The following is a 25,174-nucleotide window of genomic DNA, read 5'->3' as shown; positions in this document are numbered from 1 at the left end:
AAATACAGCATAACGCATGAAGCAACTGAATGAAATAGTAGCACATTTCCACACCGAGGGAAGCGTGGCAGAGATCCTACCCTTAGGTGCCGGTCTTATCAATGATACTTACAAAGTAGTAACAGCCGAAGCCGATGCACCTGACTACGTTTTGCAACGAATCAATCACACCATATTCAAAGATGTGGAAATGCTACAGGCCAATATTACGGCCGTAACTGCACACATCCGGCACAAGCTGACCGAATCGGGAGCCGATGATATCGAACGCAAAGTGCTCACCCTCGTCACAAGCGATGGGGACAAGACATATTATTACGATGGAGAAAACTATTGGCGGATGATGGTTTTCATTCCCCGAGCACAAACCTTCGAGGCGGTAACACCCGAATACTCGCGATATGCAGGACAAGCATTCGGCAACTTCCAAGCCATACTGTCGGATTTACCCGACAAATTGGGCGAAACCATTCCCGACTTCCATAATATGGAGTTCAGGCTCAGCCAGCTACACGATGCCTTGAAGACCGATCCGGTGGGGCGCGTTGAGGAAGTTCGTTACTATATCGATGAAATAGAAAGGCGAGCAGAGGAAATGTGCAAGGCAGAGCGTCTGCATCGCGAAGGAAAACTGTCCAAACGGGTATGTCACTGCGACACGAAGGTAAACAACATGCTTTTCGACGAAGACGGACATGTACTTTGCGTCATCGACCTCGACACCGTGATGCCGAACTTTATCTTCTCCGACTATGGCGACTTTCTCCGTACCGGAGCCAATACCGGCGAGGAGGACGACAAAGACCTCGACCGTGTAAACTTCGACATGGAAATCTTCAAGGCCTTTACCGAAGGATACCTGAAGGGGGCAAGCTCTTTCCTCACCGACATCGAAATAGAGAATCTCCCATATGCCGCAGCACTCTTTCCCTATATGCAGTGTGTACGCTTCCTGACGGACTACATCAACGGTGATATGTATTATAAGATCAAGTACCCCGAGCACAATCTGGTGCGTACTCGTGCACAGTTCAAGCTGCTACAGAGCGTGGAGGAGTACATGCCTCAGATGCAAGCATTTATCAACCAATGCCTTGGCCGATAAGGCTTTTACCCCATACGAATAGGATGTATCTTTTTGTCAATTCGGTACTACGAAAGTTTTGTACCTTAGCGCGCATGAAAAAGACCAATCTGTTTTTGTCCCTGCTGGTGATCTTTATCACCGGTAGCTTTATGACTGCCTGTGCACAGAAGTCCAAGACGAACAAACTCACCGAAGAAGATCGGAGCCGCAATGAGTATGTACAGTCGATGGATGTGCTTAGCAATATTATCGGCAATGTCAGGCTGTATTTCGTAGACACCATAAGTATCAATCAGATGACTCGCCGCGGTATAGATGCCATGTTGGGCGGGCTTGACCCCTATACCGAATACATTCCTTTCGAGGAAATGGACGAACTGAAACTGATGACTACAGGTGAGTATGCCGGAGTCGGAGCGATCATATCGCAGCGGCCCGACAGCTCTGTGATCATCCAACGCCCTATGGAAGGAATGCCCGCAGACGAAGCAGGGTTGATAGCCGGCGACCGCATCCTGACCATCGATGGTAAAGACTTCCGAAAATCCACCACACCGAAAGTAAGTCAAGCACTGAAAGGCATAGCCGGTACCGTTGCAAATGTGACAGTGATGCGCTACGGCGAGACCAAACCGCGCTCTTTTTCGGTAAAACGAAGAAAAGTGATCATGAACTCTGTCACTTACAGCGGTATGCTCGATGGTTCGATAGGATATATTCGGCTGAACAACTTTACGGACAAAAGTGCTGAAGAGGTGCGTTTGGCTCTATTGGATCTACGAGACAAGCAAGGCGCGAAAAGCCTCGTTTTGGACTTGAGAGGCAATGGTGGTGGACTGATGCAGGCCGCCATAGAGATAGTCAATCTATTTGTTCCCAAAGGAAAAGAGGTGGTAACAACGAAAGGTCGCATCGCAGAGTCTGCATCCGTATTCCGCACATTGACAGAACCACTCGACACGAAGCTCCCGATCGTAGTCCTGATCGACGGCCAATCGGCATCCTCTTCGGAGATTGTGGCCGGAGCATTGCAAGACATGGACAGGGCGGTACTGATGGGACAAAAGAGCTATGGCAAAGGGCTGGTACAAACTACGCGCCAGCTTCCATACAATGGTGTGATCAAATTGACCACAGCCAAATACTACATCCCAAGCGGACGGTGTATCCAGCGCATGGACTACAGCCGCACCAATCGGACGGGTGTGGCTACAGCTATTCCTGACAGCCTGCACAAAATCTTTTACACCGCTGCCGGAAGACGCGTAGAAGATGCGGGAGGAATCTTGCCCGATATCGAGGTCAAACAAGATACAGCTGCTACACTACTTTATTATATAGCAGTCAACAATGACGTATTCGATTTCGTTACAGGTTATGTGCTCAAGCATAAAACGATTGCCAAGCCGGAGGATTTTTCGATAACGAGCGAAGACTATGCGGCTTTCTGTAAGATGATGGAAGAAAAGAAGTTCGACTATGACCGTCAGAGCGGCAAGATGCTTGACAAACTGGAGGAATTGGCCAAGATAGAAGGCTACCTGCCCGAAGCCAATTCGGAACTTAAAGCTCTACGCGAAAAGCTAAAACCCAACCTGTCGCGCGACCTGCTACGATTCAAGAAAGAGATAACCAACTATCTGAACAACGAAATTGTTACCCGCTATTATTACGAGCGAGGCAGCATCCGCCAGAGTTTGCCGGAAGACAAGGTAGTCAAAGAAGCTATTAAGCTGCTGAAAGACCATCCGGAACAAATTCGACAGATCCTTGCCGGCCCGAAAGCAGAGAGTAAGGGATAAGCCTAAAAAGAGGGTATTACAGAATAGAACTCCGAACGTTTTGCACAAAATCGACGGAGTTCGTTTGTTTGCAATTGTCAAGCTCTCCCTGTCAAGAAAACCTTATCGTTCTTGGTTTCGAGAGATCTTGATAGAATATGAACAAATTGGCCATGCAATAATTGTGCACACAAACCTTGCGGAGCTTTCATGGTTAAATATATTAGTCGTACTTTTGCGCGCATAGATAAGTATGTAGAGACTTATACCCTCTACCGAACAAGAAACGAAATAGACAACATAACGATATGATCAAAATTACCTTTCCCGATGGCAACTTCCGCGAATATGAAGCGGGAGTTACTGGTTGGGATATAGCCGGTAGCATCAGCCCACGTTTGCAGCAAGATGTATTGGCTGCAGGCGTAAACGGACAAACGTGGGATCTGCATCGCCCGATCAATGAAGATGCAGAAGTGAAGTTATTCAAATGGGACGATGCGGAAGGCAAGCATGCATTTTGGCACTCCAGTGCCCACTTGATGGCCGAAGCATTGGAAGAATTGTATCCGGGTATTAAATTCGGCATCGGACCTGCTATCGAAAACGGGTTCTACTATGACGTGGATCCGGGCGAAGGCATTTCTATCAAAGATGCCGACCTCCCTGCCATTGAAAAAAGAATGCAGGATTTGGCTGCTCGCAAAGAAACGATCATTCGACGCGATATAGCCAAGGCCGACGCTCTTCGGATGTTTGGAGATAAGGATGACCAATATAAAGTGGAACTGATCAGCGAACTTGCTGACGGCACGATTACAACCTATACGCAAGGTGGTTTTACCGACCTTTGCCGTGGCCCGCACTTGCCCAATACCGGTTACATCAAAGCGATCAAGCTTCTAAGTGTAGCAGGAGCCTACTGGCGCGGTGACGAAAAGAGAAAACAGCTGACACGAATCTATGGGATCACTTTCCCCAAGAAAAAAATGTTGGATGAATATCTTGAGCTTTTGGAAGAGGCCAAGAAACGTGACCACCGAAAGATTGGCAAGGAGCTTGAACTCTTCGCTTTCTCCCAAAATGTAGGTGCCGGTTTGCCGCTTTGGCTGCCGAGAGGCACACAGCTACGTTTGCGTTTGGAAGATTTTTTGAAGCAGATACAGAAGCACTTTGGCTACCAACAGGTAATTACGCCGCATATCGGCAATAAGAATCTCTACATCACCTCCGGGCACTACGCCAAATACGGACAGGATTCTTTCCGCCCGATCAATACACCGCAGGAGGGAGAAGAGTTCATGCTAAAACCGATGAACTGTCCTCACCACTGTGAGATATTCAAGATCACACCACACTCCTACCGCGATCTGCCGATTCGTTTGGCCGAGTTCGGAACAGTATATCGTTACGAACAAAGCGGAGAGTTGCATGGGCTGACACGTGTAAGAGGTTTCACGCAGGACGACGCACACCTGTTCTGCCGTCCGGATCAGCTCAAAGAAGAATTTTGCAAGGTGATGGATATCATTTTCATCATCTTCAAGGCTCTTGATTTCAAAAACTTCGAAGCACAGATATCACTTCGGGATAAAGTAAACCGAGAGAAGTATATCGGAAGCGAAGAGAATTGGGAGCGTGCCGAGCGCGCAATCATCGAGGCTTGTGAAGAAAAAGGTCTCCCCGCTGTCATAGAATACGGTGAAGCTGCGTTCTATGGTCCCAAGTTGGACTTTATGGTCAAAGATGCATTGGGTCGTCGTTGGCAGTTGGGGACCATTCAGGTGGATTACAACCTGCCCGAACGATTCGACCTAGAGTACACCGGTGAAGACAATAAAAAGCATCGCCCTGTGATGATCCATCGTGCACCGTTCGGTTCGATGGAGCGTTTCGTTGCTGTACTCATAGAGCACACAGCAGGTAAATTTCCGCTTTGGCTCACGCCTGATCAGGTTGTTGTCCTGCCCGTAAGCGAGCGCTTCAACGAGTATGCTCATCGTGTGGCTAAAGAATTGAACCAGCGAGATATCCGCGTACAGGTGGACGACAGGAATGAAAAGGTCGGACGAAAAATACGGGACAATGAGTTGAAACGTATTCCGTATATGCTCATCGTTGGCGAAAATGAAAGCCAGAAGGAAGAGGTATCAGTACGCAAACAAGGCGAAGGAGATATGGGTATTATGAAAATTACTACCTTTGCCGAGCTTATCGAGAAAGAAGTGGATGATATGATTAGCGCTTGGCGTAAAGATTATCAAAACTAAAGCCTTCTTTTCAGAAACAATAATAAGGTAACAACAATTCAAACAAGTATTATCAAAAGGGGAAATCGGCAAAACCGGCCCTTCCCCCTCTTAAACATTTTGAATGGCAATCGATAAAACGAAGAATCAACATCGGATCAACGAAGCAATCCGAGTGAAAGAGGTGCGTCTCGTCGGTGACAATGTGGAGCAAGGTGTGTACAACATCCAAGAAGCACGACGCATTGCCGAAAGCCAAGATTTGGATTTAGTCGAGATCTCACCAAATGCTGATCCGCCCGTATGCCGTGTTACCGACTATCAGAAGTTTGTTTACCAACTGAAGAAGAAGGCTAAAGAACAGAAAGCCAAATCGGTGAAAATCGTAATCAAGGAGATCCGTTTCGGACCCCAGACGGACGACCACGATTACAACTTCAAGCTCAAACATGCGAAAGAGTTTTTGCAAGAAGGATCTAAGGTAAAAGCTTACGTATTTTTCCGTGGACGTTCAATCCTTTTCAAGGAGCAAGGAGAAGTTCTTTTGCTTCGTTTTGCCAATGATTTGGAAGACTTTGCTCGCGTAGAGCAAATGCCTATTTTGGAAGGTAAGCGTATGACTATCATGCTTACGCCCAAATCCGCATCAAAAAAAGGACATACACCACCGAAAACGCAGGTGGAGACTTCTAAACAAGTCAAAGAATCCGTAGAAACCGAAGAAGAATAAAAAACACCGCTGTCCGACAAGACCTGTCCTACAGCAGTGGAATAACAAGAAGTGTTTAATAATAATAGTGTTGGAAAATGCCTAAATTGAAGACTAACTCCGGTGCCAAAAAGAGGTTCGCCCTTACCGGAACAGGTAAAATCAAGCGTAAGCACGCTTTCAAGAGTCACATCTTGACAAAGAAAACGAAGAAGCAAAAGCGTAACCTCACCTACTTCTCCACAGTACACAAGGTAGATGAGAATGCCGTTAAGCAACTCCTTTGTCTCCGATAACAAACTCTTTCAAAGCAAACTAACAACGATTTTTTTAACAGAGAGGCATGCTTTATCAAGTGCGTAGGTTTATTAAAACCGAAGCCGCTGCCAATCAAAAACAATTAGTATTATGCCAAGATCAGTCAATCACGTTGCATCACGAGCTAAACGCAAAAGAATTCTGAAGCTCACACGCGGATATTTTGGTGCTCGTAAGAATGTATGGACGGTTGCTAAGAACACGTGGGAAAAAGGTTTGACCTACGCCTATCGCGACCGTAAGAACAAAAAACGTAATTTCCGTGCTCTGTGGATACAGCGTATCAACGCTGCAGCTCGTTTGGAAGGGATGTCATATTCTCGCCTGATGGGTGCTCTCCATGCAAACGGTATCGAAATCAACCGCAAAGTTCTCGCTGATTTGGCGATGAACCATCCTGAAGCTTTCAGAGCTATTGTAGCCAAAGTAAAAAACTAAATGCTTGCCACACCTCTTATTGAGGTGGTGGTCAAAGTAACATAAAGAAGATGTGTCAAAAAGATTTTGGCACATCTTTTTTGTTTCATACGTACTACTGGCAAAGTAGAGAAGAGAGACAGGAGTGCGCAAGGGACTAAAAACGGACTATGCCGAAGGGAGACTTCTCTCTTCGGCATAGTCATTTGTAAGACTTTGTGACCCGGGCGGGATTCAAACCCGCGACCTTCAGAACCGGAATCTGACGCTCTATTCAGCTAAGCTACCAGGCCTTTCTGCTGCACAAAAGTACAAAATTCTTTCCGTTTGGGATTGATTTCTGTCAAGTGGCTTACCGCTTGCGACGGAAAAAGAAGCTCAGATGCTTCATGATCGACTTCTTGCTACCGTAGTAATGCATCATAATCAAGAATCTTTCTTTGAGCGAAGCCTTATGGTTTTTATAGGTTACACCTCTTCTATCGTCCAAAGAGTGTACCAAGATCATCTCTGTATTCACCACATTGCGAGCCGCCTGAAGAATGCGAATGCACCAATCGAAATCGGCTGAAAACCGATATTTCAAATTATATGGAGGTGCAATCAATCGCTTAGCAATAAAAGCCTGGTGACAAACCAACATCCCATCGGCAAAACTTCTCCATTGAAGTTCGAAAGGAGGACGAAGTCGTCGCAAACCTTTCTCCTTACCGTCGGCATCAATCAACATGGTATCACCGTAAAGAACATCCGGCAATCCCATTGAAGAGCCTTTAATACCGTTGGCTATCGTCTCGACAAGCTCATTGGATGGCAAAAGATCGCCCGCATTCAGAAACCAAACATAGTCTCCCGTAGCCATACGGAGTCCCTTATTCATAGCATCGTATAATCCTTTGTCCGATTCGCTGATTAGTTTGATATCCGAAGACAGCGAACGTACTACCTCAGCTGTATTGTCGGGAGAAGCTCCATCAACAACAATGTATTCTATATTAGGGTATGTCTGCGAAAGTACACTTTGGGCTGTTTTGGCAATAACGTCCCTTGCACAATAGCAGACTGTAATAATTGAAAAAACAAGTTTATTCTCTTCCATAATATTCCCCAAAGGATAGGTATCGGATCTCGACACACAAATTCACGCAGCAAGAAATGCTTGCAAAAGCATCACTTACCGAATTAAAAACTCAAGCGATTCCTATTTTGTTCGCCTGGGATTATGCGTTGCTGTTTCGAATATGGTGCGCAAATTATTCGAAATTGAACGTAAGCATAATCATTCGAGTGCGTGCCTGCCTGATGGACTGCGTATAGATGAGCTTATAATCATCCAAAAGATCGGGACGTTCGTGCATAATAACGTCGGGAAAGCCAAAACTAAAGCGCAGTTCGGGACACAACTTGAAAAATGGCAGGTAAAAATCGCAACCGAGGCCGATCTGTACCCCATAATCATTGGCTTTGGTATAAATCTCCAGCCCCTTCTTTCGCCCCAACTCCATGGTCCAATAAGGACCACCAATGATGTATGGACGTATATTATTCAGGCGTCTGGAACTGTATTTCAGCAGCAAAGGAAACTCCAAATAATTGGATCGAACCGAGAAAGATGCCACAGACTTCTCCCCATCGGAAAAGACGAATTGCTTGTCCCCGAAGTGCAAGGTCGGCAGGAGACGCAAATTCAAATTAGGCAAGAGGAACATATCGCCGATCACGCCAACGGAAAACCCGGGCGAATACTTGGAGATTTGGGCAAATATCGGAGCCGATGTACTTCCCTCCGGCACGAATCCGTTGTTCGAGATAACTAAATCCTGGGCATGCATCCCTACATGGAATCCAAGATGATAGCGTTTGTAGTCCGCATAGGGACGATTCTGCACTTTTTCCGTTTGCGCCGAAAGGGTACGACCGGCCAAAGCACAGATCAGACAAAGGAGAGCGATTCTCAACGAAAAACGTGAATTATATAAGAATTGCATCTGAGGGAATAATCTTCAATTCTTTATTTGGTGTGTAAAACCAACGTCTTATGCAGCAAAGATATTGTATTTTTGCGCGAATCGGTGTTAGAACGCCTCGTTCGTGGATTCGCACAACTCACCTCACAACAATAATTATGGAAGTAATACACTTAGGTGCCGAGCACTCTCTTCTCAATAGATTCGTCATGGAGATGCGCGATGTCACCATTCAGAACGATCGACTGCGCTTTCGTCGCAATATAGAACGTGTGGGAGAAGTAATGGCCTATGAGATAAGCAAGAAGATGACGCAGCAGGTGCGTACCGTCACTACTCCTTTGGGGGAAGCCGAGTGCATCGTCCCACAGGACAAAGTAGTGCTGGCTACGATCCTTCGGGCAGGATTGCCTTTCCATCATGGCTTTCTGAACTATTTCGACTATTGCGAAAACGCCTTTGTATCCGCCTACAGGAAATACAAGGACCGTCTGAATTTCGACATCCACATCGAATACATAGCCTCCCCGGACATCACGGACAAGGTCCTCATCATATCCGATCCCATGCTCGCCACAGGCAGCTCCATGGAACTGGCCTACAAAGCACTACTGACCAAAGGCAATCCGAAGCACATCCATATAGCCAGCATAATAGCCAGCCAGCAAGCCGTAGACTATATACGCGGTGTCATGCCGGAGAATACTACAATATGGATTGCAGCCATCGACCCCATCATCGACGAGCATTCCTATATCGTACCGGGATTAGGCGACGCAGGCGATTTGGCCTATGGCGAGAAGCTTTGAGCCACGGCCTGTAGAACTGCTTGCTCCGGCCAAAGATCTTGCCACGGGTCGGGCGGCAATCCTCCACGGTGCCGATGCCGTGTATATCGGTGCTCCGTCTTTTGGCGCGCGAGCTTCCGCAGGAGTATCGATAGAGGATATAGGCCGGCTGGCATACTTCGCACGACTTTATCGTGCCAAAGTATATGTAGCACTCAACACGATCCTGTACGACGATGAGCTTCCCGAGGCCGAACGCATCGCATGGGAGCTTTATCGGGCAGGAGCAGATGCCCTGATCGTACAGGACATGTCTCTATGTCGTCTAAGCCTCCCACCTATAGCCCTCCATGCCAGTACACAATGCGATATCCGCACTGTGGAGAAAGTCCGGATGTTCCAATCCCTGGGCTATGAGCAGGTGGTATTGGCCAGAGAGCTGTCTCTCCCCGAAATCCGCAAGATAGCTGACTCCACATCAGTGGTATTGGAAGCCTTTGTACATGGCGCACTCTGTGTGAGTCTGAGCGGTCAGTGCTACCTCTCCGAAGCACTGACCGGACGCAGTGCCAACCGAGGAGCTTGTGCCCAGCTTTGCAGACTGCCCTATACGATGATCGATGCCGATGGAAAGGTAATCCGAAGCAATCAGCATCTCCTTTCCTTGAAAGACTTGAATCGCTCTGCTGAACTGGAGTCGATGCTTGAGGCTGGTATCTCTTCGTTCAAGATCGAAGGCAGACTGAAAGGCATCTCCTATGTCAAAAACGTAACAGCTCACTATCGCCGTCTTCTGGACGAACTCATCAGCCGCTACCCCGAACGCTATTGCAGGGCCTCATCGGGACGGTGCTCTTTCGCTTTCCACCCCGCTCCCGAAAAGAGCTTCAACCGCGGCTTCACCGATCTGCTTCTGAGCGGCAAACGGGATACGGACTCCCTCATCACACCCGAATCGAACAAAAGCCGAGGAGCCTATATCGGCCGAGTGACCGCCGTAAAGAGGGACAAGATCAGTATCCGACTACGATCCGACAATACGGAATCCAAAACCTCTCTGGCCAATGGCGATGGTCTCTACCTCCTGCATCCTGACGGCAGCATGAGTGGCACACGCATCAATGTGGTCTTGCCCGACGGCAGCATACAGGTGGACAATCCTGCCGGCATCGTACCGGGCACAAACGTATTCCGCAATTACGACATTCGCTTCGAGAAAGCACTCTCACAGGACAACTCGGCCGTCCGCCTCATTCCCGTATCCCTTACTCTGACGGACGTTCCGGAAGGCTTCTCCCTATTGATAGAAGCAGACGGCTATCCACCGGCAAAGGGCACGATAGCGGCCGCCCACGAGCCTGCCAATCGGTTCGATGAAGAGCAGATCCGCAAGAATCTGTCCAAATTAGGAGGCACACCGCTTGAAGCCATCTCGGTCAATATCCGGCTCAGTCACGACTATTTCATTCCGCTTTCCCTCATTGGTCAGCTAAGGAGAGAAGCAGTTCAGTCTTTCATTGAGACAGCCTCGGCTATGCCCGAGCGCAAGGGAAACGCCGTTGCACGACACCGCAAACCTCCTACGGCAGACTGTCCGCGCGAGGGAGACCAGAGCCTTTCCTTTTTGGCCAACGTGGCGAACAAGGAAGCAGAAGCCTTCTACCGGCAGATGGGATATACCGCCATCGCCCCCACCTTCGAACACTCGCACCCCCAAGGCGTCCCACTTATGTTTTCGAAGCACTGCCTTCGCTATCACTTGGGATACTGCCCCACGTTCCAGCACAAGAAATCGCCGTACAGAGAACCGTATTATCTGGTTCATGGCGAGAGCCGCCTGCGATTGGAGTTCGACTGCCGACACTGCCAAATGCTGGTCTACCTTGACAAGCAGATCCAATAAAAGTCAAAAAAAGCCAAACCTTAGGAGGCGGTGAGAGCAAAGCGACATCGCCAATCATCTTTCCAGATCCCAAGCCTTTTGGTTCGTATTTTTTCTCAACTCACAAACCGAAAAACGTGGCGCGAGAACGTTTTTGTTTTGGTGCGAGAAGCAAAAAATTCCCGCGCCAAAACGAAAAAGTTTACGCGCGTGTTTACACGAAAACTCAGGCCACAATCCGCCTGTTTTTGGCTCGTGATCTCTCTGTAAGCCATGCCGCTTCCACCGGGTTCGACCTCCTTTTCCGTGAACACGAATTAAACTTATTTCTCTTTCTTTCTCTATTTCAGTTGTAGGGTAAGTCGTAATATACCATTTCGGAGGATGGGAACGATAGCACCTATTTTTCTTTTCAAACTTTTCTTATGCGATCGATTTATCAATTACTGTTGTCAATGCTCCTTGCTTCTCTTGGTTTCGTTGGGCTGGAAGCCCAACAAGCCGGAGTAGCAGGCAGAGTATTGGACGAAGAGGGACACCCCATGATTCAAGCCAACGTACAGCTTGTACAAAGTACCGGTCAAAAGGCCGTAGTAGCGGGTGCCACCGATGAAAAAGGAATGTTCAGTCTGAAGACGTCACAGGATGGCGACTACATTCTGCGCGTTTCGTATGTAGGGTACAACACCCACGACGAAAAAATATCTCTCAAAAGCGGGCAAACCATCACGCTGAAGGATATTTCCATGAACGAAGATGCCCGTCTCCTACAGAGTGTGACGGTGCAGGCCAAAGCGGCAGAGGTCGTCGTACGCAACGACACGCTCGAGTTCAATGCCGGCTCCTATACCGTAGCGCAAGGAGCCTCTATCGAGGAGCTGATCAAGAAGCTGCCCGGAGCAGAGATCAGCTCGGATGGAAAAATCACGATCAACGGCAAGGACATCAGCAAGATCCTTGTCGATGGAAAAGAATTTTTCTCCAAAGACCCGAAGGTGGCGATGAAGAATCTTCCCGCCGATATGGTCAATAAAGTACAGGTGCTGAACAAGCTGAGTGAGTTGTCGCGAATGAGCGGTTTCGATGACGGAGAAGAGCAGACCGTAATCAATCTGACGGTGAAACCCGAAAAAAAGAAGGGGCTCTTCGGATCGGTCCAAGCCGGCTACGGTACTGACCAACGCTATATGGCCGGAGGGAACGTCAATCGGTTCGACGGGAATAAGCAGTGGACATTGATCGGCAGTGCGAACAACACGAATAATATGGGCTTCAGCGAAATGGGCAGCGAGATGGGATCCATGACCTTCTTCTCCCCCCAAGGCTTTGGCAGACGGGGCTTCGGCAATAGCGGAGGCATTACCTCTTCTTCGATGCTGGGCGGCAACTTCAGCGTCGAATTCTCCTCTGCCCTTAACACGGGAGGCGATGCGCGCTACGGATACAACGACAAGGCCATAGAGACCACCAAACGCGTGGAAAACATCCTCGCCGAAGGGAATACTTATATGGACGAGAGTATATCGGAACGCTCTTTCTCTCACAACGGTCAGGCTCGATTCAGGCTGCAATGGAAACCGTCCGAACGTACCGAAGTGGTCTTCGAGCCCGACCTCTCGATATCCAAGATGGATGGCTTCTTCAACGACGCATACGAGACGAAGAATACGACCGGAAGCATCATCAATAAAGGCTCCATCCACCAGACTACGCAAGGGAACAACTTCCGTCTGAACGGGGAACTGGACATCAGCCACAAACTCAACGATGAAGGGCGTACCCTGAGTGCTTCCATCAGCGGCGGACTGACCGACGAAGACGGAGAAGGCATATATCAGGCCGTGCTCCAAAGTGTGGAGACGAATCAGAAGCAATTCAACGACAACTCCAACCTGCAATATCGCCTTCGGCTCTCCTACGTAGAACCATTGGGCAAAAATTACTTCGCACAGGCTATTTTGAACCGACGCTTCTCGCGTCGCAATTCGGACCGTGAGGTGTACCGATTGGGCGACGACGGACTGTACTCCACACTGGACGATCAGTACGGACTCTCCTACAACAACGAGTTTACCCAGTATCGCATCGGACTGAACCTCAAGAAGATTGCCAAGACGTGGGACTACACCGTGGGGTTCAACGTGGATCCCAACAGAACTGTCAGCTATCGGAACGTAGGAGGAGTAGAGCAGGACAAGTTGGCTTTCAATCGTGTCAATCTCTCTCCGATGCTCCGAATCAACTACAAGCCGAACAAGACCACCAACCTTCGCGTAGATTACCGAGGGCGTACTACACAACCATCCATCAATCAGATCGCTCCCGTTCAGGACATCACGAATCCGCTCTTCGTGACAGAAGGAAATCCGGGCCTGAAGCCCAGCTATTCGAACAATGTGATGGCCATGTTCTCGGACTTCGACGCCAAAAGTCAGCGAGCTTTCAGCATCGTTTTCTTCGGCAACTATACATTCGACGACATCGTCCCCAATACGCACTACGACCAGTCCACAGGGATCCGTACCACCCGCTATGAAAATGCTTCCGGCACATGGCAGGCGAATCTTCATGGGACACTGTCGGTTCCGCTCAAGAACAGGGCATTTTCTTTCAGGATGTCCTTGTTCAACAGGCTGGCCGAAGGACAAAGCTTTATCAATGACAATAAGAACAAAGCCCTCTCGTTCCGAACGAGAGAACGCCTGACGCTGACCTATCGCAACGATTGGATCGACACGGGTATCGGAGGCAACATAGGATTCTATATGGCGAATAATAGTCTGAGCGGACAGAAAGATTCGCGCACATACGACTTCGGCGGCAATTATCAGGTCGCACTAACGCTTCCCTATGGATTCCGTATTGACAGCCAATTCGAATACAACACGAACTCCGGCTACAGCGGAGGATTCAGCCTGAACGAATGGCTTTGGGATGCTTCGCTCTCATACAGCTTCCTTCGTGACAAGGCCGGTACACTGCGGGTCAAAGGCTATGACATCCTCGGTCAGCGCTCTAATATCAGCCGTTCTGCTACGGCCATCAATATAGAAGAGACCATGTCCAATACGATCGGACGCTACGTGATGGTGGACTTCATCTACCGATTCAACGCCTTCAGCGGTGGTGGATCTCGGAGCGATCACCGACGTGGCAATATGAATCGTCCCGGCGCACCTTTCGGTCGTGGCGGACGACCGTCCTAATCGGACCTCTCTTCTCAGCAAGAGACAAAGTGTGTAAGTGTTTTTATAACAAACTGATCGAGGGTACATCCATACCGGGTGTACCCTCTTTTTTCAATCATAAAGCGGCCGCTGACTTCCGACGAATCGCGCCACTCTCAAGCAGCCAATGATCAATTCAAAAGGTCGAATCAGCATGCAAATTGCGCCCTCTTTCGGCACCTATGGATCTCCCCACAGAAACCACTAGTAGATTCTCTCAAAACTACTGGTGGATTCTCGCGAAACTAATAGTAGTTTTGAGCGGAACTAATATTAGTTTGGATATATTGAAAAAAAAGAGCTGTGCACAGGGAGGATTTCCTTTCTGCACAGCTCTTTTTTTGCGGGGATTATAAGCGGTTCCTCTTACGGAAGCGATCTAATCTCTTGTTTCCGCATTTTCCTTGCGGAATAAGATATGCTTACTTCTCGATATTGGGGAGTTCAAGTCCGTAGCCTTTCTTTACATCGGCCCCTTTCAGGAGAATACCGAGGATAAAGGCGAGTACACCAAATGAAGCAAAAACCAGCATCGCCAAAGTATAGTTCTTCGGTTCGCCGGCTGCAACACCCTTATTCGTGGCGTCGAGGATAGCTCCGATCACGATGGGAACAACCATCAAGCCGATATTCTGAATAAAGAAAATGGCCGAATAAGCCGAACCGAGTACTTTGGGATCGATAATCTTGGGTACGGAAGGCCAGAGTGCAGCAGGTACCAAAGAGAAAGAAATACCCAGTACGACGATGGCTGCAATGGCTATGGCCAGCGAAGAAGTGGTGCCGCTCTCAAAGGGGAAAATGGCGAATGTCAGGTGGCAGATAAACATCAGCACTGCTCCGACGATAAGCATGGTGGCTCCTTTCCCGACCTTATCCAAGAATGCACCGAGGAAAGGCGTCAGCACCATGGCTCCCAAGGGGAACATACTGAAGATACGGGCAGCTCCTTCTGCTGTCAGACCGATATTGGACTGAAGCATCTCGGTGGCAAACTTCTGAAAGGGGAAAATGGCTGAATAGTAAAGCACGCACAGGAGGGCAACAATCCAGAACATGCTATTGCCGAATACCTGTTTGAGATCTTTGAAGCGGAAAGGTTCTTCCTCTTCCACGTTTGCATCCTGCACTTCGCGATCGAGCTTCTTGTCGAGGATACCGTAGATACCATAGAGAATCAAACCGATGAAAAGAAGTGCCGTAACAAAAATAACCGGTACCTGAACGCTCTGAAGCGTACCTTCGAACTGCTTTGAAATTATAGGTGAAGTCCAGAATACGGCGAAGACTCCCAAACGGGCAATAGCCATCTCAAGTCCCATGGCCAAAGCCAACTCTTTGCCATGAAACCACTTCACGATAGCACGCGAAACGGTTACGCCGGCCATTTCACAGCCACATCCGAAAATAGCAAAACCGACACAGGCCAGCTTGGCAGATGGGGGGAAGCCCATAGAAAAGGAATTGAGCATATCGTAACCGAAGCCGCCATTATTGAAGACTTCACTCAGGGCATATACCTTAATAAGGGCACCCAAAAGCATCAAACTGCCGGATAAGATGGCAGTGAAACGCACGCCCATGCGGTCCAGAATGATCCCTGCCAATATGAGGAATCCGAAGAAAACGTTGATAAAGAACTCGCTACTGCCATAAGAGCCGAAGACCGTGGAACTCCAATTGACCTGCTGCTCTAACTGTGTTTTCAGAGGAGAAAGCACATCCACGAACATGTAGGCAAAAAACATGGTGGCAGCCACTAAGATAAGTGCTGTCCACCGGACTGCGGGCTTGTCCCTGAGGGATTGTTTGATTGCGTCAGTCATTTTTTTAAAAGGTTTTTTATTGATATGATTACTTAGTTATTTGAATTCTTCTAACAAATCGGCTACGATAAAATTGCTCCCTCCGACGAAGATAAAATCATCCGCATGCGCCTCTCGTCGGGCGGCTTCGAGTGCCTCCCGAACCGAAGAGTAGGTACTACCGGCCAAGCCGAAAGCAGCGGCCTGCTGCTGCAGATCGTCTTCCGGCAAAGCTCTATCGACCGAAGCACGGGTGAAATAATAAACGGCCTCCCGGGGCAAGAGAGCCAATACGGCTGTGATGTCCTTGTCATTGACCATGCCGAAGACGATACGCAGCTGTCGGTAAGTCTGTCGCCTCAGTTGCTCGGTGATCAGACGGAACCCATCTTCGTTGTGTCCGGTATCGCATACGATCCGTGGCTGCTCGGCCAGCTGCTGCCAACGGCCAAACAGCCCAGACATTGCCGTAACATGGGCAAATCCTTCGCGTACGTGCTCCGAAGAAAGATTCAGACCGCATCGTTTACAAAGGACATCCACGGCACAGAGAATCGTACGGGCATTCTCCTCCTGCGCCAAGCCGGTCAGTTCGCCACGAATCGATCCATAGTCTCGTGTTCGATATGTATAGCAACCGTTCTCTAATGTCGAGGACGTGATTACGCCCGATTCTTGTGCAAAAACAATATCTGCTCCTTCCTCATCGGCTTTGCGCTGAAAGACATCGCGCACACCGCCCTCGGCCCGGCCGACTACAACGGGGACTCCGGATTTGATGATTCCGGCCTTTTCGAAGGCTATCTTCTCCGGCTTATCCCCAAGGAACTGCACATGATCCTTGCCGATATTCGTAATGATACTCAGGATGGGGGTAATGATATTGGTGCTATCCAAACGGCCTCCCATCCCCACTTCGATAAGTGCCATATCGACCTGAGCGTGCCGGAAATAGTCGAAAGCCATCATCGTAGTCAGCTCGAAGAAAGAGGGATGCAGCGTTGTCACCATCTCACGCGTTCGCTCGCAGAAATCCACTACGTATTCTTCCGTAATACAAATGCCGTTTACACGAATACGCTCGCGGAAATCCACCAAATGAGGAGATGAGAACAAGCCTACCCTCATACCGGCAGCCTGTAAGATGGCAGCCAGTGTAGAGGCGGTAGAGCCTTTGCCGTTAGTGCCGGCAACATGTATCGTTGGGTAAGCCTTGTGGGGATGTCCCAGCAGGCGGTCTATGGTCTCTACGGTACCGAGCCCGGGTTTATATGCACTGCCTCCTTGGTGTTGGAAGACAGGGGTGGCGGTAAAGAGATATCGGATAGCTTCTGCGTATGTCATCATGCCTGCCGGATGATGGTCTGCTCTCGGTCGGGACCCACGGAAACGATAGCGATACCGACTCCCAATTCTTTTTCCAAGAAAGCGATGTAGTCGCTAAATTCTCGGGGGAAATCGGCCTCGGAGACGACGTTCGTCATCAGCCGCTGCCAACCGGGAAACTCCTTGTAAACGGGCATTACCCCTTCTGTCAGATGGAAGGGGAAATCGCGTGTCTCCTTACCGTCTATCTGGTATGCCACACAAGCCTTGATCGTGGGGAAAAGATCCATCACATCGCTTTTCATCATGATCAGCTTGGTCACACCATTCAACATGATGGTATAGCGCAAGGCTACGAGGTCTATCCAGCCGCACCGGCGTTTACGTCCCGTCACAGAGCCGAATTCGCGCCCCAACTCACAGAGCTTGTCTCCCGTCTCGTCGAACAGCTCCGTGGGGAAAGGCCCTGCTCCGACGCGCGTGCAATAGGCTTTGAATATCCCATATACATCCCCCACATTGCGAGGGGCGACTCCCAAGCCGGTACAACAGCCGGCACATATCGTATTGCTACTGGTCACAAACGGGTAAGAACCGAAGTCAATATCCAAGAGCGATCCTTGTGCTCCTTCGGCCAACACCTTCTTGTCGGACGCAAGAGCACCATTGATCAGAAATTCACTGTCCACAAATTCGAACGTGCGCAGGTATTCTGTAGCCTCCATCCAACGCTTCTCCAGATCCGCCAGCTCGTCCGTAGGATAGTTCAGAGAATTCAGGATGCGAAGATGACGCTCCTTGGCTACCGAATAGGCTTCCTCGAAGCCGTGCTCCAAATCTCCGACACGCAGACCGTTGCGGCTCACTTTGTCCGTATATGTGGGGCCGATCCCTTTGCCTGTGGTTCCGATCTTGCCGCTTCCCTTAGCTATTTCGTTGGCAGCATCCAGCAGTCGATGCGTAGGCATAATGAGGTGGGCCTTGCGCGAGATCACGAGACGCTTGGTCAGATCGTGACCGCTGCGCGCAAGAGCTTCGGCTTCTTCCTTGAAAAGCAGGGGATCGAGTACCACTCCATTGCCTATGACATTCGTTTTCTCTCCTTGGAAGATTCCCGAAGGAATGGAACGAAGCACGTATTTCTCCCCATTGAACTCAAGCGTATGTCCGGCATTCGGGCCACCTTGAAAGCGAGCGACAATATCGTAGTGCGGAGTCAGTACATCCACTATTTTTCCTTTTCCTTCATCGCCCCATTGCAGGCCGAGAAGTACATCCACTTTTTCCATATCGGATCAATGTTATATGTCTGTGTATTATTTTTTCTTCTTGGGAGCAGCTTTGTCCGCCGCCTTTTTGAGGGCCGACTGCTTCTTCCTGCATTTGTCGCATATCCCATAGAGACAAATGATGGCCTGCCTATAAGAGAAGCGTGGTGGTCTGAGATCTTTGTCGGCCAGTATCGACTTCACATTTCGTCGGTAGTAGGTAGAGAATTGTGCACATTCGGTACAGAAAAGCAGCGGACACTGCTCTGCGAAGGAAGCCATCAAGTACTGATATTTGGTTTCGGGAGAAGGCAAACGCAGAACGATCCCGCAGCGTTCGAGCAAGGTAAGGGTATTATAGACCGTAGAAAGACTTACAGGCAAGCCATTCTCGCGAGTGAGATCGAACAAGTCGTCCGGCGTGAATATCTTCTTCAGATTATATGCGACTTCAAGAATGCTGTACCGCTCGGGAGTATGACGCAAGCCGTGCTCCGACACATACGCACGCAATCTTGAGCGAAGGTCTTCCAATGATGTGACTATCATCTTTACAACTGCCATGGCACTATCGACAGGAACTACAAATATAGTTCTTTTGAAGAAGTTGGTCGCGAGAAAACCTGTCGGTTTTTATCTTTTCGATCCATTCTTGCCGGTTGAGAGCAAGACAGTGGGCGAATCCTCCTTGAGAATCGGAGCAAGCGAATCGAACGACAGTGTAATCTGTATCGGCCCCATGGCATAGGGAGCGATCTCGTACTCATTGTAGAGGAAAGTGATACCTCGCTCCGATATTCCAAAATTGTCCGTAGGATAAAGATCCCCCAAGGTGCCATAGCCCATTTCGTTGAGGCTTTCCAAGGAAGAAACCCCTTGGTCTGCCATCAACTGCTTCCAGAGCAAATCGGTGAGAGCAGCATCTTTGCCCTGTGCGACGATGTCTTCCAAAAGAATCTGCTTGCCGGTACGCAAATCGAGGTTGAGATATGCAACGTCACCGTAACCATGACTGCCGCCCATGTATTTGAAAGCTTCGATCTCATAGACCAAGAGGCTGTCCTGCCGGAAGACGACCTTGCCCGTTATGTGATCGATATAGGCATAAAGCCCCAAGTCCGGTCTATAATCGGGCTTGAGCGTAAGTTCCTCCTTCAGCAAAGGCTCCATATCCGACAAATAGGTGGAATCGCTGGCGGCAGCATAAGCCGACATAGCCTCGGAAGGCGACATGGATGCATATGCCGGGCCGAACAGGGCATTGAGGATATTCCACCTCACCGAATCGCCTATGGCATGAGGAATGCTGTCCGACGGATATTCAAACAGGATTTTAATATCGTTGCAAGGCATGGTGGAGTCGCCTAACAAGTGAGTGCAACGCTCCATGGAAATACTGTCGAAAACGATCCTGTCGCTTTGTTTGTTCCTCTCTTTCTTACAGGATGAAATCTGCAGCAAAAGGGCGAAAGCCGCAAGCAGGAGTAATGGCATTTTTGCTTTCATCGGATAAATCTTTTAGCAGTTAGTGGAAGCAGGGATATAGGTCTCAAGCAGCTTGCACCCTGCTTGAGGGTCAGGGACAAGCTCTACATCAGCGATCAAGGCCGGGATGAGGGCACTCTGTCCCTGTCGGAGTTCGAGGAGATAGCCATTCTTGTCCGTAAGGGTAAGCCCTCCCTCCATACATATATATATAACGAAGCTATCCTCTTGTGTAAGATCGCGCCTGATAGGCTTGTCCAGCTCCAGCAGAGCCGTACGGAAATAAGGACAGTCCGCCAACCGGACAGCCGTATTGGGCCGATGCGTATAGGCCGTCCTGTACGAATCCTCCAGCCGATAGTCGATGGCATCCTTAGCCCATTCGGTATGCAGTTCGCGCAAGCGACCGTTTGCGTCAGGGCGGTCATAATCGTAGATACGATAGGTGATGTCGGATGTCTGCTGTATCTCTGCCACAAAGCAACCGGCACCGATGGCGTGTATCCGACCGGCAGGCAGGAAGAAGACGTCGCCCGCCTCGACCTTATACTCGGACAAAGCCTGCATGATCGTGCCTTCGGCCACACGCCTTTCGTAATCTTCGGGAGAAGACTGCGTAGAAAAACCGGAATAGAGACGAGCATCCGGATCGGCATGTACCACGTACCACATCTCCGTCTTGCCGAAGGATTGGTGCCTCTCGGCTGCCAACCGGTCGTCGGGATGAACCTGTACGGAAAGATCATCGCGCGCATCGATGAACTTGATCAATAGGGGAAATTTCCGGCCATACCGCTCGAATACGTGCCGGCCAAGGAGATCTTCGCCATGATACACCAGCAAATCGTCTATCGTCTTACCGGCCAGAGGTCCGTTTGCTACGACCGAATAGTGGTCGCTCACATGCGAAATCTCCCAGCTTTCTCCGATGTTTTCATCGGTCGGCTCCATTCCCTTGAAAGGGCGTATCCTGCGGCCGCCCCACACGACCGGTCGAAGGATGGGATGGAATATGTAAGGATAGAGTTGTGCCGTGTCCGTCATACTTCATTGTAGCGTTAGGTGACTATTCGTCGGGTTTTTCATCGTATCGGGCATACTGTTCCATATCGTGCCGGCGACGCTCGCGCATCTTGTATCGCCGTATCAATACCCACCGCAACAAGATGAGTACGACCAGCTCCAAAGCGCAAACCAACAGATACGTTACCAGCCGGTCGGTACCGTCCGGAGCTATCCTTTCGCGCGGGTATCCCAATACGGACATCACTACGAAGTATATAAAGAGAAAGCCGATGGTGATATTGATTCTTTTCATTCCCTCTTTTACATCATATTATCCCCGAAACGTTTCGTCTGTAAAGGTAGGTTTTTCATTTAGAAAGAGACTTCATTTTCAAAGCTCTAACTGCAAAAAAATGTCTCTCAAGAGAATCTCCCCGTATAGCATGCATCAGCAGATTACTGTTGGGGAGCAGGTGGGCGGCTACAGCCGTCCTTGAACAAGAAAGGCTGACATCAGCCATAGGAAACGGATGCAAAGGCCGCCGGGAAGTCGCTCTTTCTCATCCTTCGGGCTTGGAATCGTTCCTCATTTTACGAGCCAAAATTCGTCCATTTCTCGTCCCTGTTTATCCGAAAAATGGTGCCAAAACTTTTTCGTTCCGGCGCGAGAATTCTTCCGTTTACGCGCCAAAACGAAAAACTTCCCGCGCCACGTTTTTACGATCCACGCATGGAGATTTTTTCAGATGTAAAAATATCAGAGAGGCAAATAACCCCTTTCTGCTCTTTTTCCCCTTTCCAAAGCCGATCCAAAGCTCGCATGGAAGTGCCCTGCGGGACACAGCTCGGGGAGCCGTCTTTCCCCAAAAACACGTATCTTTCGGAGATTTTAGCTGCAACCGCCCGATTATTATGAAGCATTTTTTCAGTGCTATACGCCGTTTCGTGCCACCCTATAAAAAGTATGTGGCATGGAGCGTGGTGGCCAATACGCTGAGTGCACTGCTCAACCTATTGTCTTTCTCTCTGATCATGCCCATCCTGCGCATCCTCTTCCGGATAGACCGCCAGGTGACCACTTACATGCCGATGGATGGGATAGACTGGAGCAGCATGGATGGGTGGAAAGCTGCCGGAGCCGCTCTGAGCAATAATTTCAGCTGGTACGTAAGCCAGCTTATAGAGGTACGTGGAGCATCGTTTACGCTTATCATGCTGGGCATCTATCTGGTGGTGATGACCTTCCTGAAAGTGGCTTCGATGTACCTCGGATTCTACAGCATGATTCCGCTTCGTACGGGTGTGGTGCGGGATATTCGCAATCAGATCAACGATAAGATCCTCGGACTCCCCCTTTCCTTTTTCAGCGAAGAGCGCAAAGGCGATATCATGGCACGCATATCGGGCGATGTGAATGAGATAGAGACTTCCGTGATCAGTTCGCTGGATATGTTGCTGAAAAATCCGATCCTCATTTCCATCTACCTGATCGGGATGATCCTGATCAGCTGGCAGCTCACCCTTTTCGTTTTCATCCTCCTGCCAATAGCCGGAGGGCTGATGGGCAAGGTGGGCAAGACACTCAAGCGTAAGAGTCTGGAAGGGCAGAATCAATGGGGAGGCCTGATGAGCCAGATAGAAGAGACGCTTGGCGGCCTGCGTATCATCAAGGCATTCAATGCCGAGAAGAAGATGCAGGATCGCTTCCATCGTGCCAACGAGCAGTTTCGCCGTACGACGATGAAGGTCTTCCGCCGCCAGCAGTTGGCACACCCGATGAGCGAATTTCTCGGCACGGCTACCATAGCCATCGTACTCTGGTATGGGGGCACGCTTATTCTGAACAATACGAGCGATATCGATGCTTCCACCTTCATATATTATCTGGTCATCTTCTATAGTCTGATCAATCCGGTCAAGGAGCTGAGCAAGGCATCCTACGCCATCGAAAAGGGCTTGGCCTCCATGTCGCGTGTGGACAAGATACTGATGGCCGAGAACGACATCAAAGATCCCGAACAACCCCACCCCGTCGTGTTCGAAGAGGCGGTCGTTTATGACCATGTGTGGTTCCGCTATGGTGAGGACTGGGTGCTGCGCGATGTATGTCTGACGATTCCCAAAGGGAAAACGGTGGCACTGGTCGGTCAGAGCGGATCGGGCAAGAGTACGATCGTGGATTTGCTGCCACGGTTCTACGACATCCAGCAAGGGCGTGTGCTGGTAGACGGGACGGATGTGCGGGACGTAAAACTGCGCGAGTTGCGTGAGCTGATCGGCAACGTCAATCAGGAAGCAATCCTTTTCAACGATACCGTCTTCAACAACATTGCCTTCGGCAAAGAGAATGCCACGGCCGAAGAGGTAGAGCATGCAGCACACATAGCCAATGCGCACGACTTCATCATGCAGATGCCCGAGGGTTATCAGTCCAACATCGGCGACCGCGGAGGCAAGCTGTCGGGAGGCCAGCGGCAACGGATCAGCATCGCCCGAGCTATTTTGAAGAATCCACCGATTTTGATTCTGGATGAGGCCACGTCCGCACTCGATACGGAAAGCGAACGTTTGGTACAGAATGCCATCGAAAAGCTGATGGCCAATAGAACGGCTATCGTCATAGCGCACCGACTGACCACGATCCGCAATGCGGATATTATATGTGTGCTGCATGAGGGGCGTATCGTGGAGCAAGGACGCCACGATGAGCTGTACGCCCTGGGCGGATACTACACAAAGCTATGCGATATGAATGCAGAATAAATAATCAACAAAAGAATGATGATGAAAAAATTTTCACAACTGCTGGTAGCGCTGGCACTGCTCCCGCTATTTTTTTCATGCAAGAATGAAGAACCGGATCCATACAGTGGCACCCCTCGCATCACTCTTACTACAGCAATCAAACCCGGAGAGAAAATCCACCTTACCATTGAGACAATGGATGATGATGTATGGGTAGACATCAATGGTGACCGCATATGTCAGCCGGAAGAAAAAATAGAGCCGGGGATGCTAGTAACATATGGAATAATCACCCTATATGGATATAAATGGTATGATGTCGTTAATCCCACTATTACTATCTATGGACGTGTGCAAGGATTGGATTGTTCGCTTAATAAAATTACCGATATTGATCTTAGCCGGTCCTCAGGTTTGCTCACATTGGTTTGCTACGGCAATTATCTGAAGTCATTAAATCTCAATAATACTCCTGATTTGGAAACGCTACACTGTTCTGGGAATGCATTGTCCAAACTGGATGTAAGTAACCTCAAGGCCTTGAAAAGACTTTTTTGTGAGGGAAATTCGATTGAAAAGATCAATGTCAGCAATAACAGTGCTTTGGAGACTCTTTTTTGTTCACATAATAGGTTGAAGGAATTGTCCGTGGACAAAAATCCTCTACTTAGCGAGCTGGCCTGTGACGATAATGCACTTACTCATTTGGATCTAAGCAATAATAAACACTTACAAGTAATCAAGTGCAGCCAAAATAATCTGAAACATTTGGATGTCTCCGCCACGAAGAGTTTGACGGAACTCAATTGTTCTCAGAATAGTATCGAGACCTTACTCTTTAATCCGGATGCAAACCTATTATCATTTGTTGTTTGCTATAATAACCAAATATCGGGAGAAGGTATGGATACGTTGGTAAATAGTATACCGATTACTGATAATAATGGCGTTATTTGGATTAAAACGTTGAATGATCCGAAGGAAGGCAATGTCTGTACAGATGCTCAAATAGCAATTCTAAAAGAACGGCATTGGCTCGTTGAATACAACCAATGGCCTCAGTTTTATGGAGCAGAGAGTCTTTTGAAAAATTGAAAGTCAATACTTTATACCTC

The 25,174-nt window shown here is 49.1% G+C and carries 23 protein-coding genes, 1 tRNA gene and 1 pseudogene; 13 read left to right on the top strand and 12 right to left on the bottom strand.

What is annotated here, in order from left to right:
• The first annotated feature begins 16 nt into the window (after nt 1-16).
• The 6 genes from F452_RS0103400 (at nt 17) to rplT (ending at nt 6,582) form a co-directional block, all read left to right on the top strand.
• Complete coding sequence (locus F452_RS0103400) at nt 17-1,105, top strand: phosphotransferase enzyme family protein (RefSeq protein WP_018964840.1); 1,089 nt, start codon at nt 17-19, stop codon at nt 1,103-1,105.
• Nucleotides 1,106-1,179: 74 nt separating this feature from the next.
• Nucleotides 1,180-2,889: a S41 family peptidase gene (locus F452_RS0103395; protein WP_018964839.1), complete on the top strand. Its 1,710-nt coding sequence runs from the start codon at nt 1,180-1,182 to the stop codon at nt 2,887-2,889.
• Nucleotides 2,890-3,176: 287 nt separating this feature from the next.
• The gene (gene thrS / locus F452_RS0103390; protein ID WP_018964838.1) at nt 3,177-5,138 is read left to right on the top strand and encodes a threonine--tRNA ligase; all 1,962 of its coding nucleotides are present in this window, start codon (nt 3,177-3,179) and stop codon (nt 5,136-5,138) included.
• A 103-nt stretch (nt 5,139-5,241) separates the two neighbouring features.
• Nucleotides 5,242-5,847, top strand: a complete 606-nt coding sequence (gene infC / locus F452_RS0103385) for a translation initiation factor IF-3 (protein WP_018964837.1) — start codon at nt 5,242-5,244, stop codon at nt 5,845-5,847.
• Nucleotides 5,848-5,924: 77 nt separating this feature from the next.
• A complete protein-coding gene (gene rpmI, locus F452_RS0103380; RefSeq protein ID WP_004584226.1) occupies nt 5,925-6,122 on the top strand; it encodes a 50S ribosomal protein L35 in 198 nt (65 codons plus the stop codon).
• 112 nt (nt 6,123-6,234) lie between these two features.
• Complete coding sequence (gene rplT / locus F452_RS0103375) at nt 6,235-6,582, top strand: 50S ribosomal protein L20 (protein ID WP_012457918.1); 348 nt, start codon at nt 6,235-6,237, stop codon at nt 6,580-6,582.
• 198 nt (nt 6,583-6,780) lie between these two features.
• Here the strand turns inward: rplT and F452_RS0103370 are convergent.
• The 3 genes from F452_RS0103370 to porT all read right to left on the bottom strand — a co-directional run bounded on the left by F452_RS0103370 (nt 6,781) and on the right by porT (nt 8,549).
• A tRNA-Arg gene (locus F452_RS0103370) sits at nt 6,781-6,854 on the bottom strand.
• A gap of 59 nt (nt 6,855-6,913) precedes the next feature.
• On the bottom strand, nt 6,914-7,660 hold the full coding sequence (locus F452_RS0103365) for a glycosyltransferase family 2 protein (RefSeq protein WP_018964836.1): 747 nt from the start codon (nt 7,658-7,660) through the stop codon (nt 6,914-6,916).
• 154 nt (nt 7,661-7,814) lie between these two features.
• Nucleotides 7,815-8,549, bottom strand: coding sequence for a type IX secretion/gliding motility protein PorT/SprT (gene porT, locus F452_RS0103360; RefSeq protein WP_033317133.1), 735 nt, complete (start codon nt 8,547-8,549; stop codon nt 7,815-7,817).
• A 137-nt stretch (nt 8,550-8,686) separates the two neighbouring features.
• Here porT and upp point away from each other — a divergent pair, with 137 nt between their 5' ends.
• Both upp and F452_RS0103350 read left to right on the top strand, forming a co-directional pair.
• Nucleotides 8,687-9,337, top strand: coding sequence for a uracil phosphoribosyltransferase (upp, locus tag F452_RS0103355; RefSeq protein WP_018964834.1), 651 nt, complete (start codon nt 8,687-8,689; stop codon nt 9,335-9,337).
• Complete coding sequence (locus tag F452_RS0103350; protein ID WP_018964833.1) at nt 9,321-11,219, top strand: peptidase U32 family protein; 1,899 nt, start codon at nt 9,321-9,323, stop codon at nt 11,217-11,219. Before upp ends, F452_RS0103350 begins: the two co-directional genes overlap by 17 nt.
• A gap of 95 nt (nt 11,220-11,314) precedes the next feature.
• Here F452_RS0103350 and F452_RS13250 read toward each other — a convergent pair whose 3' ends face one another.
• Nucleotides 11,315-11,389, bottom strand: coding sequence for a DUF1661 domain-containing protein (locus tag F452_RS13250; protein WP_369684611.1), 75 nt, complete (start codon nt 11,387-11,389; stop codon nt 11,315-11,317).
• On the opposite strand from F452_RS13250, the gene F452_RS13245 reads away from it, so the two are divergent.
• Nucleotides 11,361-11,468 (top strand): DUF1661 domain-containing protein, encoded by a 108-nt coding sequence (locus F452_RS13245; RefSeq protein ID WP_235290047.1) that lies wholly within the window; start codon nt 11,361-11,363, stop codon nt 11,466-11,468. The two genes, F452_RS13250 and F452_RS13245, sit on opposite strands and share 29 nt — an antisense overlap.
• A 185-nt stretch (nt 11,469-11,653) precedes the next feature.
• Nucleotides 11,654-14,404 carry a TonB-dependent receptor gene (locus F452_RS0103345; RefSeq protein ID WP_018964832.1) on the top strand — a complete coding sequence of 917 codons (2,751 nt, stop codon included), beginning with the start codon at nt 11,654-11,656 and terminating at the stop codon, nt 14,402-14,404.
• Between the two features lie 443 nt (nt 14,405-14,847).
• Here F452_RS0103345 and F452_RS0103340 read toward each other — a convergent pair whose 3' ends face one another.
• From F452_RS0103340 to F452_RS13240, 8 genes are all read right to left on the bottom strand, one after another.
• Complete coding sequence (locus F452_RS0103340; protein WP_026292150.1) at nt 14,848-16,251, bottom strand: MFS transporter; 1,404 nt, start codon at nt 16,249-16,251, stop codon at nt 14,848-14,850.
• Nucleotides 16,252-16,287: 36 nt separating this feature from the next.
• Nucleotides 16,288-17,577, bottom strand: a complete 1,290-nt coding sequence (locus F452_RS0103335) for a bifunctional folylpolyglutamate synthase/dihydrofolate synthase (RefSeq protein WP_018964830.1) — start codon at nt 17,575-17,577, stop codon at nt 16,288-16,290.
• On the bottom strand, nt 17,574-18,845 hold the full coding sequence (locus F452_RS0103330; RefSeq protein WP_018964829.1) for an adenylosuccinate synthase: 1,272 nt from the start codon (nt 18,843-18,845) through the stop codon (nt 17,574-17,576). The genes F452_RS0103335 and F452_RS0103330 overlap by 4 nt, the downstream gene beginning before the upstream one ends.
• Before the next feature lie 27 nt (nt 18,846-18,872).
• A complete protein-coding gene (locus tag F452_RS0103325) occupies nt 18,873-19,373 on the bottom strand; it encodes a Fur family transcriptional regulator (protein ID WP_026292149.1) in 501 nt (166 codons plus the stop codon).
• 84 nt (nt 19,374-19,457) lie between these two features.
• Entirely contained in the window at nt 19,458-20,330 is an 873-nt protein-coding gene (locus F452_RS0103320; RefSeq protein ID WP_018964827.1) for an RsiV family protein, read from the bottom strand.
• A 12-nt stretch (nt 20,331-20,342) separates the two neighbouring features.
• Nucleotides 20,343-21,353 (bottom strand): type I phosphomannose isomerase catalytic subunit, encoded by a 1,011-nt coding sequence (locus F452_RS0103315; protein ID WP_018964826.1) that lies wholly within the window; start codon nt 21,351-21,353, stop codon nt 20,343-20,345.
• A 22-nt stretch (nt 21,354-21,375) separates the two neighbouring features.
• Nucleotides 21,376-21,627: a hypothetical protein gene (locus F452_RS0103310; protein ID WP_018964825.1), complete on the bottom strand. Its 252-nt coding sequence runs from the start codon at nt 21,625-21,627 to the stop codon at nt 21,376-21,378.
• A 273-nt stretch (nt 21,628-21,900) separates the two neighbouring features.
• The gene (locus tag F452_RS13240) at nt 21,901-22,005 is read right to left on the bottom strand and encodes a DUF1661 domain-containing protein (RefSeq protein WP_235318063.1); all 105 of its coding nucleotides are present in this window, start codon (nt 22,003-22,005) and stop codon (nt 21,901-21,903) included.
• Between the two features lies 1 nt (nt 22,006).
• Here F452_RS13240 and F452_RS13235 point away from each other — a divergent pair.
• The 3 genes and pseudogenes from F452_RS13235 to F452_RS0103300 form a co-directional block, all read left to right on the top strand.
• Nucleotides 22,007-22,066 (top strand): annotated as a pseudogene (locus F452_RS13235) (hypothetical protein); the annotation flags it as partial.
• 160 nt (nt 22,067-22,226) lie between these two features.
• Nucleotides 22,227-24,077 (top strand): ABC transporter ATP-binding protein, encoded by a 1,851-nt coding sequence (locus F452_RS0103305; protein WP_018964824.1) that lies wholly within the window; start codon nt 22,227-22,229, stop codon nt 24,075-24,077.
• Nucleotides 24,078-24,092: 15 nt separating this feature from the next.
• Nucleotides 24,093-25,154 (top strand): leucine-rich repeat domain-containing protein, encoded by a 1,062-nt coding sequence (locus F452_RS0103300; RefSeq protein WP_018964823.1) that lies wholly within the window; start codon nt 24,093-24,095, stop codon nt 25,152-25,154.
• Nucleotides 25,155-25,174 lie beyond the last annotated feature (20 nt).

The organism is Porphyromonas gulae DSM 15663, assembly GCF_000378065.1.
GTDB lineage: Bacteria > Bacteroidota > Bacteroidia > Bacteroidales > Porphyromonadaceae > Porphyromonas > Porphyromonas gulae.
The sequence above is the reverse complement of the archived record's forward strand: the minus strand, read 5'-3'. Positions and strand labels throughout refer to the sequence as shown.